Raw genomic sequence first — 17,288 nt, forward strand, 5'->3', positions numbered from 1 at the left:
CTCGTTCTGGTGTGCTCCCGCGATGCCGGCCACAGACAACACCCACTGCCTACGATCAATCCGACTCAGCTGACCTGCGAGCGAGGCGGTCATCGTTGTACAGCCGAACGCTGGCAGCGCCCAGACGAAACGAGCAGCTTCCTCCAGTTCCCCGAAGCTACGCGCAACTGATACAACATCATTCATAATTGGCAAGTTGTCGGCACAGTCGGACCAGGCTATTGCCGCCGACGCTGGACATGTCACTGAACAAAGATAGCCCTTGCGACCGAGATTAAGGTCGCAAACCGTGAACCCCGACTGGTCGAAAGTGAACTCACGTTGAAGCTGCCAGGCTGCGCCCCTCGCCGACCAGCTTCGGATTCGGGCCTTGGCAGTCGGCGCTGATGGTGTGCCCTCCACTTCAATTGGCGAAGCTGAAAAGAGGCCGCCTACTCGGAAGCTTGACCACACTTCCGCCCAGTCGCCATCAACTGGTGTTGGCACGTTGTGGGAATTTGACGATCGCTCCCACGCTCGCCTCTCTCCTACGTACGATGTTGTGCCCGGGTCGGCAATAAGAAGCTGTCCGCTGTCCCATAGTTCAAAGCTGCCCCAATCCGACTGAATGTGCGCTGGCAGTTCGGGTGGCCCTGCCTGACCTAGGTCCGCCACCACCATCCAAGTTGCCGAGGGTGCCCAGATGACATACCCCGAAGCAGCTAGAACCCGCAGCCTCGGAAGCCGACCAGCCTCTCGGTTTGAGCGAGCCAGTAGCACCTCAACGAGACCAGCGGGAGGCTGAACACAGTCGCCAAACCTTGGGAGGGTGGCATCGGGGTAGGTAATGCAGTCTAGCCAATGGACCATTGATTCTACTATGGCATCCATCGAATGGATCTTGTGGCCGCTAGCTTCGACTAGATCCCTCACGTCACACGTGTCGGCCAGCACCTGCGCGTGATAGCTGGGTGAGAGCTCGTAGTGCCCGCCGTCTTGAAGGACTTGACGCGCGACCTCGGCGTCAAACATCTGGCTGTTCTTAACGAAATCATTTCGCTTTAGAAAATCGGCCAGGCCAACAAGTGCCTTCAGGTTCTTGAGTAGGTGGTTCCCCCCAACATCCTTCTCAAGGTTGTTCTTGAGGAGCTGTGCGCTCAGCTGCAGTACTTTCAGGACGTCCGGTTCGATCTCGCTGCCACGTACCAACGAGTCGAATACGCCACACAACACCCATGCCCTGAGTGAGACCACGTAGGGTGACCATTCATCCCAGCGTCCGACTTGGGTGTTGGCTCTCCATGATTTCCACAGTGTCCCGAAGTCGTCACGGTTCTGTTGGCCGCCCTCCTTCGCCATCGGCCATGCCCACTCGAAGTAGTGGAGATGGTAGCGAAAGAGTTGGCTTCGCTCCTGCGGCCGCCAGCCTCCGGCGAAGACGTCGTGGACCTCGCCCACCATGTGGATCTCGCCGCGTCCGAACTCGGTGTGGCGCGGTGCCTCGTGCTCGACGTTCCAGTCGATCGGCACGAAGTCCTCGGGCCAGCTCCCGGTCTCCGGAACATCCTTGGCCCACCGCTCCTCGAGACCATTCGGGAAGCGCAGGTAGTAGGCACGCTTCGTGCGGAGGCGAACGCGGTGGTAGATCTGCTTCGGTGGAATGTGTCGAACCGTCCGCAGGAAGACGGGGATCTCGCTGATCTTCATGCCACAAGTCCCAAGAGTGCGGCTTCGTCTTCGATCCCCGCAACGAACGAGCGCGGACGGTGATCAAGAAGCTCGGATGCAGGCTGCACGTCGAAGGCCTTGTCTTCCACGAGTCGATCGATCTGCTCGACCTTGATGTTCGGGCCGATGTCGACCCTCTCGCGCAATCGCATGATCTGGCGGACCGGCCCAACCGGGACCGGAACGACTTGGCCCCGGCGGCCGACGGCGTGTGCAGCGCCCTCGACGATCTCACGAAAATGGAGAGCGTCGGGACCAGGGACGTTGACTGCCTGAGACGCAAGATGGGTCGACACGCCTGCCGACCAGAGTGCGTCGGCCAGGTCATCGACATGGACCGGCTGCTGCAGATTGTTGCCGCCGTTGGGCGCGGGCAAGACGGGCACCCTGGCAAGGTATCGGAGGAGTCGTTCCATGTTCCGATCTCCCGGCCGCCCGTAGATCATGGTCGGGCGAAGCGTTATCCAGCTCAGGTTTGATTCCTCGATCGTCTCCTCAGCGGCGAGCCTCACGGCCTTCGACGCCGGGTTGAGCTTGGTGAAGATCCCGGTCGTGGACGTGAAGACCACACGGTCGGGACCGTAGGACTCGAGCGTCTCCACGAGCGAAGGGGCATGACCGAAACCGAGAGACGCCGTCACGATCACGATCGCTGGCTTCACCGACTGGAGTGCGGCGGCCACCGACTCGGGCTGGTCGAGGTCGCCCTCGACGGGCGTTCCCTCAGCGTTCGACACCGCCGTTGCTGCGGCCGCCGAGCGGACCATCCCGTAGACTGTCCAGCCCTCGGGCGCCTGTCGAAGCACACGCGATCCGGTGAAGCCGCTGGCGCCGATGACGAGCGCACGCTGCGCCGTCATCGTTCCTCCATCGTTCCTGCCAGCACGCCCTCATAACGCCGAGCCAGCTCTGTGCGGTCGTAGTTCTCGTGAACGAACTCACGTCCGGCAGCGGCCATGGCCGCACGGCGCTCTGGCGCAGCGGCGAGGTCGTTGAGCGCGCTTGTGAGTGCCGAGGCGTCCTCGGGCTGGATCACCATCGCTCCGGCCCGTTCGAGAATCGCTGCTGCTTCACCGGCGACCGACCCGATCACTGCCTTCTCCGCAGCCAGGAACTCGAACATCTTCGAAGGGATGAAGGTCTCGAACAGCGGGATATCTCGCAATGGCACCAACAGGATGTCGGCGGATCGAATCAGGTCGGGGACTTCATCACGATCCACTCCGTCATGAAACGAGAGGTTGCCGCTCCCCGATTGGGCCGCGAGCTGCTGCAGACGCTTCTTGTCGGCACCTTCGCCAACAAAGGCGATCTTGACCTTCTCATCGACGAGTCCGGCTGCTTCGATCACGGAGTGCAGCCCTTGCGAAATCCCGTGAGCACCGATGTAGAGAGCAAGCGTGTCGTCTTCGGCTGCGCCAAGCCGGGCCCGAACCTCCGGCACGGCCGGGCCTGGAGTGAATCGATCGGTATCGACACCATTGGTGATCACGTGGACCTTATTGGCTGGGACTCCGCGCCGAACGAGGTCCTCCTTGAAGCCCTCGGTGACGACGACGACTGCGCTTGCTGCTCGGTAGGCGGCAAGCTCGAGGCGCTCGAGCAGCCAGATGATCTGCTTGTTGGTCAGTACCCCGAGTTCGACGAAGATGCCGGGCCAGAGATCTCTTACCTCGACCACGAGTGGCGCTCGGAAGCGACGGGAGTGGATCCATGCCGTCAGGATCGAGAAGAACGTCGGCGAGGAGACCACGACGACATCAGGCTTTATGACGGCACGCCACGCCTGCAGCACGCCAGTCACCATGAAGGAGAGGTGCCCGAGTGTCTTGCGAGCAATGCCCTCATTGGGTGTGGCGTACAGCCATGTCCGGATGATGCGATACCCATCCTTGGCTTCTCGCATGAAGCGCCGGTTGCGATAGCCGTCGTGGATCACACCGGTCGGGTGATTGGGCATGCCGGTGAGGACTTCGACGTCGTGGCCGTCACCGGCCCAGACCTTGGCCATCTCGGACAGGCGCGCCTGTGGAGCCCCGATCTCTGGAGCGAAGTAGTGGCAAACCAGGAGAATCTTCATGCGCGGGCGGGAAGGACGAGGTAGGTGACGACAACGGCCAGCCCGATCACAACGCCGACGAGCTGGGCGAGGAGCGATCGCTGACCGATGGCAAGTCCAACGACGGACAATAGCGCCGTCAGCGCACCGACCGTCAGCGTCGTTCGCTCGTGCCCCCACCCGCCGTTGGCGAGGCGTTGGTAGACGTGATCGCGGTGAGCGGAGAGGAGGGCTGACGGCGACGGGCCCGATCGAACAGGGTCCAGGCGACATCGGCCACGTAGAGGCCGAAGACCGGGAGGACTGCCATGATCGGGGCCCCCATCGGCCGACATCAAGGCGGTGACCGCCAGTGCAGCGCCGATGCCGTAGCTGCCAACGTCGCCCAGGAAGACCTTGGCGTTGGGAAAGTTCGACGGCAGAAAGCCGATCGAAGCTCCCGTGATCGCAGCGGCGAGCAGCGCGGCGCCACCGCTCCCCCACGCCAACGATGCGACCGCGATCGTTCCTCCGACGATCGCCGACGTCATCGACGAGATGCCGTTGATGCCGTCCATGAAGTTGAAGACGTTGACGAATCCGACAATCCAAAGAATCTCTCCCGCGCAGACCAGCGGCGCAGGTGCGTCCACGGCGAGTGGCTGGAACAACGCAACGAAGGCGGCAGCGAGAGCGATCTGGCACGCCAAACGGATTGGTGCGCTCAGCGAGTGGTGATCATCGACGAAGCCGAGGAGAGCAAAGACCAGCGCGCAGCCAGCAGACGCTGCAAGTCCGTTCGAGTCCGAGGCGGCGACCAGCGAGTACACAACGGCGGCGGCCGCAGCGATGACGATGGCGAGCCCGCCACCACGGGGAATCCGACCGGAGTGCGAGCTGCGCTCGTTCTCGCTGTCGAACAAGTCAGCACGACACAGGTACAGCACCACGATGGGCGTCACGGCCAGCGTGACGACGAGACCGAGAACGAAGGCGACCAGAGCGTCGGAGGCTCTCACAGACGAGATCCAATCGAGGGCGGAATCGAGAACGAGCGCTTCCATCGGCGGGAGGTGAGAAAACTGGAGTCCGAAATCGACGTCGATGCTGTGGGTGCCGCCCACGAGACCAAGCATCGGCTCATCTTGGGTTCTCCATGCAACACCCCCGCAACGGCCTGAGTAGCGCAGCGATGTCGCCTCGGATCATCGACCTGCCGCTTCGTGCCAACGTCTCGACGGAAGGGTAGGCGGTGCTCGGCGAGATGCGAGTGATGGTTGGTTGAACCTGTGGTGATAAGTGGTGGAGATGGCGACGACGAGTGGAACTACTCAACACCGTGCGACATGGGCCGAAAGGCTCAGCAGCAGTTGACGCCCAGGAGGGCCAGATGGTGGCATCAGAGATTCCCGCACAGTTTCGGCAAACGCACGTGCCGATTCCCGACACGCTCGTCCGATTCCGCCGGGCGCTCCTGGCAGCGCTCGACTGCGCGGTGTGGGCCATCGGGGTGACGATCTCGGCACTCGTCCTTTCTCCAGCGGCTTCGGTGAGCTACGTCGCCGCCATTGCCGGTGGCGCAGCGGCAATGCAGTTGATGTTCGGCATGGGTCGTGACCTTTACCTGGGCCGCCACCGCATCGGCAGTCGCGATGAGCAGACCTTGCTCCTCAGCTCATGGCTGCTTGCGTTCCTCGCGCTCGAGGTGGCGCTCATCGTCACTCGGCCGGGGGCAGCGGCTGCGCTCCTGCTTGGGGCCCCGATCGCTGCCGTGCTGATGCTCAGCATCCGCCAATCATGGTGGATGGTGTCGGAACACTACGTCCGCCGTCACGCCACCGACCAGCGCCATCGGGTGCTCGTCTTCGGCGCTGGCGATACCGGTGCCGAAATGGTCCGGGCGATGCTCACCGACCCGGCGTCGCCGTATCTCCCCGTTGGGATCATCGACGACGACCCCTACAAGTCGAAGCGACGCCTCACGGGGGTGGCGGTCGTCGGCAATCGGCTCGCTATCGAGGCCGCCGCCCGCCATCTCGACGCCGAACTCCTCGTGATCGCCGTTCGCACGGCCGATGCCGAACTCATCGGCGCCATCGACGAACTCGGACGACTTGCCGGGCTCGACATCCGAGTAGTGCCGTCGACGGCCGAGATGATGGGCCGCCTCACGGTGAAGGACATCCGTCAGCTCACCGAAGCCGACTTGCTCGGCCGAGCCGAGGTGACGGTCGACATGGCCTCGATTCTTTCGTACGTGAAGGGTCGTCGGGTACTCGTCACCGGTGCGGGCGGTTCGATCGGCTCTGAGCTTGCCCGCCAGCTCCACCAGCTCCAGCCGGCCGACCTGATCATGCTCGACCGTGACGAAACGGCGCTCCACAGTGTGCAGCTGTCGATCGAGGGCAAAGCGCTGCTTGACGATCCACACCTCGTGGTCGCTGACATCCGCGATGTCGATCGGGTCAACGAGATCTTCGCTCGATGGAAGCCACAGGTGGTGTTCCACGCCGCTGCACTGAAGCACCTCACGCTGCTCGAACTTCATCCGTCGGAGGGCGTGAAGACCAATACGTTGGGCACCCGCCACCTCCTGCAGGCAGCGACGGAGTACGGCACGATCCACTTCGTCAACGTGTCGACCGACAAGGCAGCAGACCCCACGAGCGTGCTCGGTGCCACCAAGCTCCTCGCTGAACGTGAGACCGCGAGGTACGCCGCCGCAACGGGACGCAAGTTCGTGTCGGTTCGGTTCGGCAACGTGCTCGGTTCGAGGGCTCGGTGCTGCCGACGTTCCGACGACAGATCGAGCGTGGCGGTCCCGTCACCGTCACTCACCCGGACGTGACCCGCTACTTCATGACCATCCCTGAAGCCGTCCGCCTCGTGCTGCAAGCCGGCGCCATCGGGCGGCCCGGCGAGGTGCTCATCCTCGACATGGGTGAGCCGGTGCGAATTGCCGACCTGGCGAAACAGCTGATCGACCACGCTGGGGCCAAGGTGGAAATCGTGTACACCGGCCTCCGCCCGGGCGAGAAGATGCACGAGATCCTCGTCGCCGCCGCCGAACGAGGCGAGCACCGGGAGCACCCCCGCATCACTCACACTCGATCCGAGGTGCCGGTTCGAGCGCTTGACGCTCTTGCCCTCTCCCGAGCGGAGAACACCGCCGAGATCCTCCGCTTCGCCGATGCGGTGCGACCGATTGGTTCCGGTGGCCCCGAGCCGATCGTGCTCGAATCGGCCGACTCGGGTTCCTCCCGCTGACTGCCTGTCGCGCTCGATCTGAGCGGACTCGCCGCTCGGTGTCCCAGGTCAGACTCAGTTCAGCTCGGGACGGCCGTTCTGTCATCGGCTAGCTTCACCACCGGCAGCGCCGGCTACGAGCCGATCCAACGTGGGGGACGAGTGGAGTCGCAGAACGACGGTGGCACACGACCGATCATCCGGCTGATCGGGCCGGTAGGTGTCGAGACTCATCAGTTGTTGCACGTCGCACCCGGCCCGTTCGCATCGACGTGTCTTGCGCTGCTGGCCACCAGCACCGTCCCGATCGACGCCGATGCCCTCGTCGACAAGCTCTGGGGCGACCCCGCTCCCGCTAGCGCCCGTGCCTCGCTCCGAAACCACATCAGCCGACTCAACAAGCTGCTCCGCCAACACGGCGTCGAGCCCGCAACCTCGCGTGAAGGTGTCGGCTACGAAATGCCAGGTGGCTCGCTGCCAATCGACATCGACCTGGTGCAGTCGGCGGTCGACGCGGCACGCGAGGTCCAGGCCCGCGATCCCAGGCAGGCACTCGATCACGTGCGGTCGGTGGCCCGATTCAGCTCGAGTGAGCCGCTGGGCGGCGTGCGAGGCTGCGCCGATCTCGACCGGCTGGAGCGACGAATCGCTCAGTTGCTCGCAGATGCTCGGGAACTCGAGATCGAGCTTCGGGTATCGCTCGGCGAGACCACGTCGGTATTGCCGCTGCTCATCGATGAGGTCGACCGACAGCCCTACAACGACAGGATCGCCGGCCACTACCTGATGGCGCTGCATCGGTCAGGTCGAACCATCGATGCGCTACGGGCCTATCAGGATCATCGTCGGCGCCTCATCGATGACCTGGGGATCGAACCGTCGAACGAGCTCCGACTGCTCGAATCGAAGATTGTCAGCGGCGAAACGCTCGAGACGACGCCTGCTCCATCGTCACCCTCGACGCCGAAGCTCCCGTCGAACGACGTGAGTGTAGGGCGTCGCTCCGAGATCGAGACCATCGTGGCAGCAGTCGCCGACCAACGCAGACGGTGTGTGATCGTTTCCGGCGATGCCGGCATCGGCAAGTCCCATGTCGTGACGGAGGTCTTGCATCGGTTCCTGACGACGCACGAGGTCGCGCTGGTGTGGGCCGATCCCGACGGCGAGAGCTACCAGGCGTGGCGGCAGCTCGCTCGTCAGTGGTCCGGACTGCGTGCGTGCCGAGACTCGGCCGAGCGATTCCTTCGGCTCAGCGCGAGTCAGTCGACGAACCTCTCGCACCAAGCCGATCTCTACGACGCAGCGCTCGAGCTCGTGAACGCTGCGACCGGTGAGCAGCCGGCGCTCGTTGTTATCGAAGATGCGCACGCGGCCGATTCGGCTTCGCTCGCACTCGGCCGGCGTCTCGTTCGCGAGTGCGACCGACTGTCGCTCGTGGTCACCAGCCGATCCCGGTCTTCCGACCTCGACCATCTTGCTGCGCTCGGCACGACGCCGCTGGTGCTCCAACTCGGCCCGCTCGACAGCGACGCGATCGCCGAACTCGTCATCGCTCGGCTCGATGTCAACCCCGGCCGGGCTCGCCGAATCAGCCAACGGTTGCTCGAGCGGACCGGTGGACACCCCTGTTCGTGACCTCGCTGCTCGACAGTTGGCGTGGTCGTGAAGCAGACGACATCGACACGATCGAAGTTCCCGTCGATCTGACAACACACTTCGCCGAGACCTTCGGACGTTGTGACGAGTCGACCAGCAAGGCACTCGAGGTGGTGGCAGTGCTCGGTCCGCACGTCTCCACGGATCTCTTGGCCGCCATGTTGGACGAGTTGGACCACGCCACCCTCGAGGCACTGAGCCCCGCCGAACGCCAAGGCATCGTCCGCGAAGTCGACCGGGGAACCATCGCGTTCTCGCACGATCTGCTCCGTGAACGAATCTACGCCGACACCCCGTCGGTACGGCGTGCCCGAATCCACGGAGCAGCGGCCCGCGCGCTCGCCGCCATCGGTGGTGCGTCCACCACCCGAGCGGCCTGGCACGCCTGCCGAAGCGTGCCGCTCACCACCGCCGATCACGCCGTCGAACTGGCCCTTGCCGGAGCGGGGCAGGCCGAACACCAATATTCGTTCGACACCGCCGGTGCCCTCTACGCCGAGTCCCTCTCGGTGATCGAAAGCCGTGGACCTGACTCATTCCGACCGGTCGCACTGCTCGGTCTTGCCCGTTGCATGACCCTCGGGGGCCGCGGCCCTGCCGCCGTGGCCGCTCTTCTCGATGCCGAGAGGAGTGTGACAGCGCACGACGATCCTTCGCTCGATGAGCAGCTGATGCGATCGGCGCGGGTGTTCGCTCGCTTTCTGCGAGGCGACCCGGCGCCGACGGATGTGCTGGCCCGTCTCACCGCTCGTCTGCCATCCGACACCACCACTCGCGTTCACGCTGCAACGGAGCACATGCTCGCCGAGTTCGTCATGAACGGCTGGACCGAGCATGCAGAGCGGTCGGCACTCATCGTCGAAGCCGCTCCACCGGAGCAGTTCGAGATCCCGCACCGACTCGTCGCCCTCTTCCGTCTTCTCGGTGGACCCGACGCCGCGTCGACACTCGACGCAGCTCGCCGACTCCTCTCCGCTACGCCCGACGAGTGGTGGGACCAGCATCTGATCGAGCGAGTCGGCTACCAGACCGAGATCAGCTCGTTGTTGATGCTCGGTCGACTTGGTGAGGCTTCGGAGCGGGCCGCCGTGATGGCGGCTTCGACCGCCGCTCGTTCGCTGCCAGTGCTGCGCTGGATGGCGTCGGTCATCGAGGCTGACATCGCACTGACCGTCGGCGACTTCGATGGCTTCCGCCTTCTTCTGGACGAGCTGCTGATCGAAGGGCAGGAATGGGAGATTCCCGACGCCGTGCCCATCCATCTCGGTCTGGTCCTCAGTAGCTCGTTCGTGCTCGGCACCACCGATCCCCGACTAGCAGGGTGCGGAAATTCGGCCCGTAGGGCCGTGCGGCTGGGCCGGGATTGAAAGGCCGGGTCTGGTGAGGGTGTCGGGTTGCCCGGGATGCTCTGGCGGACTCGGCCTGCTGATCTGGCGGTCCCGGGCCCGAGCCGGTCAGGCCATCGCGGCGTCGAGAGCGCAGATCCTGAGGAGGTTGTAGACGGCGGCTTCGATCTTGAACCAGGCCCGGTTCCTGGCCTGGCCGATGTAGCGGAGCTTGCGGCTGGCGCCGACAGTCTTGATCCAGCCGAAGGGTTCCTCGACGCGTTTGCGGATCCGCTGCGACGTCTCGTAGCCGCCATGGCGGGTGGTACGCGCATCAATAGCGGAGCGCCGGTTCGATGTGTTCTGCGCGACGTGCGGGGTGAACCCCAACTCGCGGACGTCGGCGACGAAGTCCTTCGTGTCGTAGCTCTTGTCCCCAGCGATGGTCCGGCGCCGCCCTGACGCCGGCAAACGCTTCAGCATCTCGGTCGCGCAGTCTCGTTCGGCGTAGCCCGTGGCTTGGGTGAGGTCGGCATCCACGATCAATCCGTGACGATTCTCGATCAACAGGTGCCCTATGTAGGACAGCTCTGCGGCGGCGGCGTTGGACTTGCGGAACAGCAACGCTTCCGGATCAGTCGTCGACGTATGGGTCTTGTTCGACCGTTTCTGCCCCTTGAAATCGACTTCGGCGTTACGGCCTTTGAACCCGCCCCCATCATCGTCGCCGCCGGGCTCGTTGGGTTTGAAGCTCTTGTTCGACGCCCACGCCTGCAACAACGTCCCGTCCACGGAGAAGTGATCCGACGACATGTAGCGGCGCAACTTCGCCTGGGTCACCACCGCAGCAAAGAACCGATCCGCGATCTCGTGTTCGAGGAGGCGGCGACGGTTCTTGGTGAACGTCGTCGGATCGAAGGCCCGGTCGTCGATCGCCATGTCGAGGAACCATTTGAACAACATGTCGTAGTTCAGCCGCTCGCAGAACGCCCGCTCGGAGCGGATCGAGTACATCGCCATCAACACCGTCGCCTTCAACAATGTCTCCGGTGGTACCGACCGACGACCCGAGGTCGCGTACATCGCGTCGAACTCGTCGTCCAGGCCCGCCAACACCTCATCGACCACGACCCGGATCCGGCGGATCGGATGATCGGCCGGGATCAGATCCTCGGTCGACAACGACGACAACATCGACAACTGACGCTCAGGGGTCCCACGCATGAACCCCATTCTTTTCGACACCCGCCACAAACGCGAGCACCAATCAAGAGAACTTCAGCACCCTGCTAGCCGCACTCACTCACCAGTCATCCGGACCTGCAACCTCGCTCTTGCTCGCCGGCCTCGAGGGGATGGTGCATGTGATCAATGGTCGACACGATCGGGCGGGCGCATGCTTGGCGATCGGGCTCGATCTCGCTTCCACCGCGCTTCGCTCCAATGTCAATGGCGGTGCGCTGATGGCAGTTGCGACCGTTGCCACCGAGGTCGGTGTGTCGCAGGGGGATGCCGAACTCCTCTATTCGACCCTGCTGCCCTATCGGGGTACCACCCCACGATTCGGCCAGGCCGGCGGCCATCTGGGCCCGGTCGATCGTATCTTGGCGCTCCTCGCAGCTCGATGCGGGCTCGGCGACGTGGCTGCCGACCATCGTGGCGCCGCCATCGACCAGGCTCGAGCCATGGAAGCCAAACCGTGGATCGATCGCTGCTCCTCACCCCGTTGACGACAAACAGAAGATGAAAGGTTGACCATGGCACTGCAACCACACGAACTCGAAGAGGGGCAGTTCCTGCTCTTCCGAGCCCCGACCATCGGTTCGCTCACCGAGATGACCAGCTACTACGGCGAGCTCCGTGGATTCACGATCGACGAGGCGGTGTGCCTCAACGAATTGATTGCCGGTCTCGACGGATCGGGTTTTGTCCACGCCGCGATCGTCTCGAGCGTCGACGGTGCCGGTGAGGTCGAGATCGTCGAGCAATCGATGCCGCACATCAAAGCCCGGCCATTGAACGAACGGTGCGTCCCCTATGGGGGTCAACCCGCACTGGTCCTCCAGCTCAGGGACCCAAACAAGCGAGCTGGCGCAGCGGCAGCTGCAGCGGAGCGAGCGCTCGACGGAGCCGATGCCCCCTACGGCTCCGAGGCGATGGTCTACCAGGCGCTCGTGCTTCGCCTGCGAGCGATGGTCGAAGGCGACGAGGGCCGTGCCGAAGAAGTACTGGAAGCGCTGGCGGCGCTCGTCGCCGAGGACCTCGGCGACACCTGCGGGTCGCTGGCCGCCGAGGTACTGGCAGCAGTCGGCTGTGAAACGACGAAGCCTGCGACCCGTCAGCACGTCGTCTTCGAACCTCGCGACGCGTGCGACGGTCCCACCGAGCAGGCGTTCATCAAGCTGGGCGCTGCGGCACAACTGACACCGGAACAAGCCGTCGAACTCGCCACGTTCGTTCGTGGCGATGGCGGGCTCGAACAGTTACTGGAGCCGCTCAACGACCTGCTTGCGGACCTTGCGACCAATCCCATACTGCAAAAGCTCATCGATCGTCTCTACGCAATCGCCAAACTCGCAGCAGCGGGTCTGACCTCACTGTGGACCCCGCAGGACTTGCTCCTTTCGGGCGACCTCGAGGTGGTCGGCGAACTCGAAGGATGGTGCTAGCAGCGGCATGACGTCTGCGGATGACGGGGCTTCCGAGGTGGATCCCGCCAGAAGGTCAGTCCGTCCGCCATACTCCAACCCGAACGGCAGCACTCTCAGACACAAGGCGGCGAAAGAACATGAACACGCAGAAGGTGGCCGTTGTCGGCCAGGGCTACGTCGGGCTTCCGGTCGCCGTAAGGGCGGTCGAGGTCGGCTTCGACGTACTTGGCTTCGACACCTCGACTGAAAAGGTCGACTCGCTCAACGACGGTGTCAGCTACATCGACGACATCACGAGCGATGACATCGCCGAAGCACTCGCCACTGGCCGCTACTCGGCGAGCGCTGACCCGGCATCGCTTGCCGGTTTCGACGTTGCCGTCATCACGGTGCCAACGCCGCTGCACGATGGTGCGCCAGACATGAGCTACGTGAAATCGGCGTCCGAACTGGTCGCTGCGCATGTCAGCCCGGGGTGCCTCGTGATCTTGGAGTCGACGACGTATCCGGGCACCACCGAAGAATTCGTCGCCCCGATTCTCGAGGAGCTCTCGGGCCTGATCGCCGGACGAGACTTCCATCTCGGATTCAGTCCCGAGCGGATCGACCCCGGCAACACGACGTGGACGTTCCAGAAAACGGCGAAGATCGTGGCGGGCGTCGACCCTGCGTCGCTCGACGCCGTGAAGACGTTCTATGACGCGCTCGTCGACACGACCGTTCCGGTTGCCGGCACACGCGAAGCCGAAATGGCCAAGCTGCTCGAGAACACGTTCCGTCACGTGAACATCGCGCTCGTCAACGAGCTGGCATCGCAGTCACGGGCGCTCGGCATCGACATCTGGGAGGTCATTGGTGCCGCCGCGTCGAAGCCGTTCGGCTTCATGCCGTTCTACCCCGGGCCCGGTGTTGGCGGGCACTGCTTGCCGATCGATCCGTCGTACCTGTCGTGGAAGTTCGAGCGCCAATTGGGTCAGCCCAGCCGTTTCGTGAAGATCGCAAACGATGTCAACGATCACATGCCCGACTATGTGGTGAAGCGCATCATGCTGGGGCTCAACGACCGGGGGAAGCCGGCGAAGAAATCCCGTGTTCTGATCCTGGGCGTTGCCTACAAGCGCGACTCGAACGACGCACGCGAGACTCCGGCGTCGCCGATCATCCGGCAGCTGTGTGAACTCGGCGCCAACGTGCGAGTGCACGATCCTCACATCGCCAGCTACGACCATGATCACCTGATCACACGAGTCGATCTGACTGTCGAAGAGGTGAAGGCCGCCGACGCGGTCGTGCTCGTCACCGATCATTCGAACGTCGACTACGAAATGGTCGTCGCCCACGCCAGCTATGTGTTCGACACTCGAAACAAGCTGAGCGGCGACACCGTCGAGATTCTCTGACCCGTCTCTCCGCCACGAAGGACTTCTCATGCTCGTCACCTGCGTTGCGGGAGCGCGGCCCAACTTCATGAAGATCAAGCCGGTCGTCGATGCGCTCGAAGCCGTCGGCATCGAGGTGGATCTGCTCCACACCGGACAGCACTACGACCAGGCGATGTCGGATGTGTTCTTCGACGATCTCGGGCTTCGCTCCCCCGACGTTCACCTCGGTGCCGGCTCCGGCAGCCACGGTGAGCAGACGGCCCGGGTGATGGTGCTCTTCGAGCAGTACATGAATGAGCGCCGACCCGATGGCGTGGTGGTGGTTGGCGACGTCAACTCGACCCTGGCCTGTTCGATCGTTGCGGCCAAGGCCGGTGCCGTGGTCGCCCATGTGGAAGCGGGCCTGCGCAGCCGCGATTGGGCTATGCCCGAGGAAGTCAATCGCGTGGTCGCCGACCGTCTGGCCGATCTGCTCTTCGCTCCATCGCCCGACGGCGTCGAGAACCTTCGCGCAGAGGGCTACCGCGAGGACCAGATTCATCTCGTCGGCAACGTCATGATCGACACGTTGTTGAAGAACGTCGAGCGAGCCAAGCAGCGATCCACGCTGTCCGACCTCGGCCTGACAGCCGGCGGCTACGCCGCCGTCACGCTGCACCGTCCGTCGAATGTGGATGATGACGCGTCGCTGGCCCGTTTGGTTGGGGCGATCAGCGAAGTGTCTTCCAAGCTCCCGGTCGTGTTCCCGGCGCACCCGCGCACGGCCGGCAAACTTTCGTCGCTCGACCTGCCGCCGTCGTTTCGAGTCATCGAACCGCTCGGCTACCTCGACTTCCTCGCTCTTCAAGCCAGCGCACGGTTGGTGCTCACCGACTCTGGGGGCATCCAGGAGGAGACCACCGCCCTCGGCGTGCCGTGCCTCACCCTTCGTGAGAACACCGAGCGACCGATCACGATCACCGAAGGCACGAACACGCTCGTCGGCACGGATCCCGCCGCAATCATCGCGGCCGCGGGTCGGGCGCTCGCCGGCAAGGTTGAACCTCGGTGCCCGGAGTTGTGGGACGGACACGCTGGCGACCGCATCGCCGCTGTGCTCAAGACTCGCCTCAAGGACCCAAGCGCTCCTCGACCGACCGATCTGGCGTAGTCACTCGAGCTGGCCCAACGACCCATCGAGTACGACCACGAGGTCGTCGCTTCCGGTCCCGTCGCCGATGGTGCCGTTGTAGCCGACATAGGGATACGGCACCGAGAACAAGACACTCCCGTTGCCGGTTGCGTCGGTCGTGAGCAACACCCCGGCCACCACTCCCAAGTTGTCGGGCACGCAGTTGAACGATTCCGTCGCTTCGAAGAGCTCGACGGTGAGCGTCAGGTTCGGTGCACCGCTGTAGACGATGTCGACCACCATTTGGCCGTTGGCGACATGCACCGACACCTGCCCGACGATGCTCTCCGCCGTGTTGCCACCCTGGCAGCCGATGCCGCCGGGACCTACCTGGTGGAGCGCAGCTGTTGCGATCGGTGCTCCGGCCTGGCAGGTGCCGCTCGAGCAATCGATCGCATCGTGGATGGTCTCCACTCCACTCTTCACGATGCTCACGTCGTAGTGACCGGCGAGCACGCTGAAGTGTGATTCGTTGGCCTGGGCCCCCATGGTCATCACGCCTCCGGCGACCGTGCCGACCTGTCCGTCGTCGGCCCGGATCTAGACCGACGCTCCGGTCACTCCGGGGAAGTGTCTCTACCTCGCGGTGGCTCGGCATCTGCTGATCGCAGAAAGCGATGACGTTGACGCCCCAGGGTTTCCGTCGCAGTGAGCTCAGACACGAAACCAGATCGTCTGACAGCTAGCTCATGCTCGCTCATTGACGCGTCCCCTGATCTACATCTCAAATATCTTCAGTAATTCTCATACTTAGCGTTTGTCTTAGCAACATATGTTCGATATCATTCACCCATGTTCCTTGGCGGGATCACAAGCAGGGCAAGCGAAGGCCCCGTCGACGACCAACTGGCCACCGGCCCCGAACTGTCGCTGCACGACCAGATCCTCGAGGCCGAGGCCCGGGCCCGTGAAGCGAGGGCCGAGTACTGGGCACTCCTGGCCAAAGCGCAGGAGCAGGCCGGTCCATCATTGACTCGCCATCGCAACGAAGCACTCTGGCTGGCCGACTCACTCCGCGTGGCCAAAGCCGCCGCCGGCAAGCAGTGCCGCCGCGGCCGCTTCCTGTTCACCGAACAGCCCACCGTCGGGCAAGCCTTCGCCGACGGCATCATCAACGAAGAACACGTCTCGCTCTTGCTTCGCCTGTGGAGCCGGCCCGAACTCCGAGCCGCCTTCAACGCCGATCTCAACGCCCTCATCGGGTTCGCCCGAAACGACTGGGCCACCTGCAAGCACCTGTTCAACTCCTGGGAAACCCTCGTCGACCCGATCGACCCCAACGAATACGCCGAACGGGCCCACGCCGACCGTGGTTTCGACTTCACCGAGCCGGTCAGCCAGCAGGTCCTCATCGAGATCCTGTCCACCACCGCCGCCTGGGCCCAGATCGAGCCGGGACTCAACGCCAAGGTCGACGAACTCTTCGAAGCCGACTGGGCCAACGCCCAAGCTCGGCTCGGCGACGAAGCCACCATGGCCGATCTTGGACGCAACGACAGCCAACGCCGACACGACGCCTTCGTGATCATCATGCGCCAAGGCATCGCTGCCGACCCGGCCCTGGCCAAGGTGGTCGCCAACATCGTCGCCGACGACGAAACCCTCGAGGAAGAAGCGGCGCGCCGAGACTCGATCGCACGCGGTGAAGAGCCACCCGCACGCCGCTACCAGCCGGGCGAAGCGGTCGCCCGGGCCGCCACTCGGCGGTGCGAGACCGAGTCAGGCCTGTCGCTCTCCCCCGCCGATGCGCTCGACTACGCCATCGCCGCCCACATCCGGCTGTTCCGCATGGACACCGAGACCCGCGACTTCACTGCTTCGGCCAAGACCCGGTTGTTCAAGGGTGCCATCCGCACCGGCATCATGATCCGAGACCGGCACTGTCAAGGCGCCGGCTGAGACACACGAGCCTGGCGATGCCAGGCCGATCACACCGTCCGCTACGAAGACGGCGGCCTCACCGAAACCACCAATGGTGCGCCGCTCTGCGGCCCCTGCCACCGGCACAAATCGCGGCTCGAGATGCTCGGCCTCTGGCCACCCGCACCCTGACCCCAGTGCCGGTCGAATCCAAACTCGCAGCTACCCCGGCCCAGGCCGGGGTACTCGCGC

15 protein-coding genes are annotated in these 17,288 nt (G+C 64.0%); 9 read left to right on the top strand and 6 right to left on the bottom strand.

The features are described from left to right. The 4 genes from R2733_00140 to R2733_00155 form a co-directional block, all read right to left on the bottom strand. Positions 1 to 1,686, bottom strand: a 1,686-nt coding sequence (locus R2733_00140) for a heparinase II/III family protein (protein MEZ5374885.1), incomplete at its 3' end; no start/stop codon positions are given. Further along, positions 1,683 to 2,567, bottom strand: a complete 885-nt coding sequence (locus R2733_00145; GenBank protein MEZ5374886.1) for an NAD(P)-dependent oxidoreductase — start codon at positions 2,565 to 2,567, stop codon at positions 1,683 to 1,685. The genes R2733_00145 and R2733_00140, both read right to left, overlap by 4 nt. Beyond that, entirely contained in the window at positions 2,564 to 3,787 is a 1,224-nt protein-coding gene (locus R2733_00150) for a glycosyltransferase family 4 protein (GenBank protein ID MEZ5374887.1), read from the bottom strand. The genes R2733_00145 and R2733_00150 overlap by 4 nt, the downstream gene beginning before the upstream one ends. Next, positions 3,784 to 4,881 carry a hypothetical protein gene (locus tag R2733_00155; protein MEZ5374888.1) on the bottom strand — a complete coding sequence of 366 codons (1,098 nt, stop codon included), beginning with the start codon at positions 4,879 to 4,881 and terminating at the stop codon, positions 3,784 to 3,786. Before R2733_00155 ends, R2733_00150 begins: the two co-directional genes overlap by 4 nt. A gap of 254 nt (positions 4,882 to 5,135) precedes the next feature. On the opposite strand from R2733_00155, the gene R2733_00160 reads away from it, so the two are divergent. The 4 genes from R2733_00160 (at position 5,136) to R2733_00175 (ending at position 10,014) form a co-directional block, all read left to right on the top strand. Then, positions 5,136 to 6,593, top strand: a complete 1,458-nt coding sequence (locus R2733_00160; protein ID MEZ5374889.1) for a polysaccharide biosynthesis protein — start codon at positions 5,136 to 5,138, stop codon at positions 6,591 to 6,593. Between the two features lie 11 nt (positions 6,594 to 6,604). Continuing rightward, on the top strand, positions 6,605 to 7,012 hold the full coding sequence (locus R2733_00165; GenBank protein ID MEZ5374890.1) for a polysaccharide biosynthesis protein: 408 nt from the start codon (positions 6,605 to 6,607) through the stop codon (positions 7,010 to 7,012). A 141-nt stretch (positions 7,013 to 7,153) separates the two neighbouring features. Further along, positions 7,154 to 8,626, top strand: coding sequence for a BTAD domain-containing putative transcriptional regulator (locus tag R2733_00170; protein MEZ5374891.1), 1,473 nt, complete (start codon positions 7,154 to 7,156; stop codon positions 8,624 to 8,626). Continuing rightward, entirely contained in the window at positions 8,623 to 10,014 is a 1,392-nt protein-coding gene (locus R2733_00175; protein ID MEZ5374892.1) for a hypothetical protein, read from the top strand. The genes R2733_00170 and R2733_00175 overlap by 4 nt, the downstream gene beginning before the upstream one ends. A gap of 87 nt (positions 10,015 to 10,101) precedes the next feature. On the opposite strand, the gene R2733_00180 is transcribed toward R2733_00175, so the two are convergent. Next, positions 10,102 to 11,196 (bottom strand): IS5 family transposase, encoded by a 1,095-nt coding sequence (locus R2733_00180; protein MEZ5374893.1) that lies wholly within the window; start codon positions 11,194 to 11,196, stop codon positions 10,102 to 10,104. Between the two features lie 239 nt (positions 11,197 to 11,435). Here R2733_00180 and R2733_00185 point away from each other — a divergent pair, with 239 nt between their 5' ends. The 4 genes from R2733_00185 to wecB all read left to right on the top strand — a co-directional run bounded on the left by R2733_00185 (position 11,436) and on the right by wecB (position 15,155). Then, positions 11,436 to 11,702: a hypothetical protein gene (locus tag R2733_00185; protein MEZ5374894.1), complete on the top strand. Its 267-nt coding sequence runs from the start codon at positions 11,436 to 11,438 to the stop codon at positions 11,700 to 11,702. Positions 11,703 to 11,729: 27 nt separating this feature from the next. After that, on the top strand, positions 11,730 to 12,641 hold the full coding sequence (locus R2733_00190) for a hypothetical protein (protein MEZ5374895.1): 912 nt from the start codon (positions 11,730 to 11,732) through the stop codon (positions 12,639 to 12,641). 119 nt (positions 12,642 to 12,760) lie between these two features. Further along, complete coding sequence (locus R2733_00195) at positions 12,761 to 14,023, top strand: nucleotide sugar dehydrogenase (GenBank protein ID MEZ5374896.1); 1,263 nt, start codon at positions 12,761 to 12,763, stop codon at positions 14,021 to 14,023. A 28-nt stretch (positions 14,024 to 14,051) separates the two neighbouring features. Next, complete coding sequence (gene wecB, locus R2733_00200) at positions 14,052 to 15,155, top strand: UDP-N-acetylglucosamine 2-epimerase (non-hydrolyzing) (protein MEZ5374897.1); 1,104 nt, start codon at positions 14,052 to 14,054, stop codon at positions 15,153 to 15,155. On the opposite strand, the gene R2733_00205 is transcribed toward wecB, so the two are convergent. Further along, positions 15,156 to 15,671, bottom strand: coding sequence for a hypothetical protein (locus R2733_00205; GenBank protein MEZ5374898.1), 516 nt, complete (start codon positions 15,669 to 15,671; stop codon positions 15,156 to 15,158). It abuts the gene before it with no gap. A gap of 297 nt (positions 15,672 to 15,968) precedes the next feature. On the opposite strand from R2733_00205, the gene R2733_00210 reads away from it, so the two are divergent. After that, a complete protein-coding gene (locus R2733_00210; protein MEZ5374899.1) occupies positions 15,969 to 17,075 on the top strand; it encodes a DUF222 domain-containing protein in 1,107 nt (368 codons plus the stop codon). Positions 17,076 to 17,288: the final 213 nt, after the last annotated feature.

It is taken from the genome of Acidimicrobiales bacterium, from assembly GCA_041394265.1.
Lineage (GTDB): Bacteria > Actinomycetota > Acidimicrobiia > Acidimicrobiales > SZUA-35 > JBBQUN01.

What these genes read in the sequence shown, in the direction of transcription:
- R2733_00145 (MEZ5374886.1), bottom strand. Translation starts at nt 2,567, where the DNA reads ATGACGGCGCAGCGTGCGCTCGTCATCGGCGCCAGCGGCTTCACCGGA.
- R2733_00150 (MEZ5374887.1), bottom strand. Translation starts at nt 3,787, where the DNA reads ATGAAGATTCTCCTGGTTTGCCACTACTTCGCTCCAGAGATCGGGGCT.
- R2733_00155 (MEZ5374888.1), bottom strand. Translation starts at nt 4,881, where the DNA reads ATGCTTGGTCTCGTGGGCGGCACCCACAGCATCGACGTCGATTTCGGA.
- R2733_00160 (MEZ5374889.1), top strand. Translation starts at nt 5,136, where the DNA reads ATGGTGGCATCAGAGATTCCCGCACAGTTTCGGCAAACGCACGTGCCG.
- R2733_00165 (MEZ5374890.1), top strand. Translation starts at nt 6,605, where the DNA reads ATGACCATCCCTGAAGCCGTCCGCCTCGTGCTGCAAGCCGGCGCCATC.
- R2733_00180 (MEZ5374893.1), bottom strand. Translation starts at nt 11,196, where the DNA reads ATGCGTGGGACCCCTGAGCGTCAGTTGTCGATGTTGTCGTCGTTGTCG.
- R2733_00185 (MEZ5374894.1), top strand. Translation starts at nt 11,436, where the DNA reads ATGGCAGTTGCGACCGTTGCCACCGAGGTCGGTGTGTCGCAGGGGGAT.
- R2733_00190 (MEZ5374895.1), top strand. Translation starts at nt 11,730, where the DNA reads ATGGCACTGCAACCACACGAACTCGAAGAGGGGCAGTTCCTGCTCTTC.
- R2733_00195 (MEZ5374896.1), top strand. Translation starts at nt 12,761, where the DNA reads ATGAACACGCAGAAGGTGGCCGTTGTCGGCCAGGGCTACGTCGGGCTT.
- wecB (MEZ5374897.1), top strand. Translation starts at nt 14,052, where the DNA reads ATGCTCGTCACCTGCGTTGCGGGAGCGCGGCCCAACTTCATGAAGATC.
- R2733_00205 (MEZ5374898.1), bottom strand. Translation starts at nt 15,671, where the DNA reads ATGACCATGGGGGCCCAGGCCAACGAATCACACTTCAGCGTGCTCGCC.
- R2733_00210 (MEZ5374899.1), top strand. Translation starts at nt 15,969, where the DNA reads ATGTTCCTTGGCGGGATCACAAGCAGGGCAAGCGAAGGCCCCGTCGAC.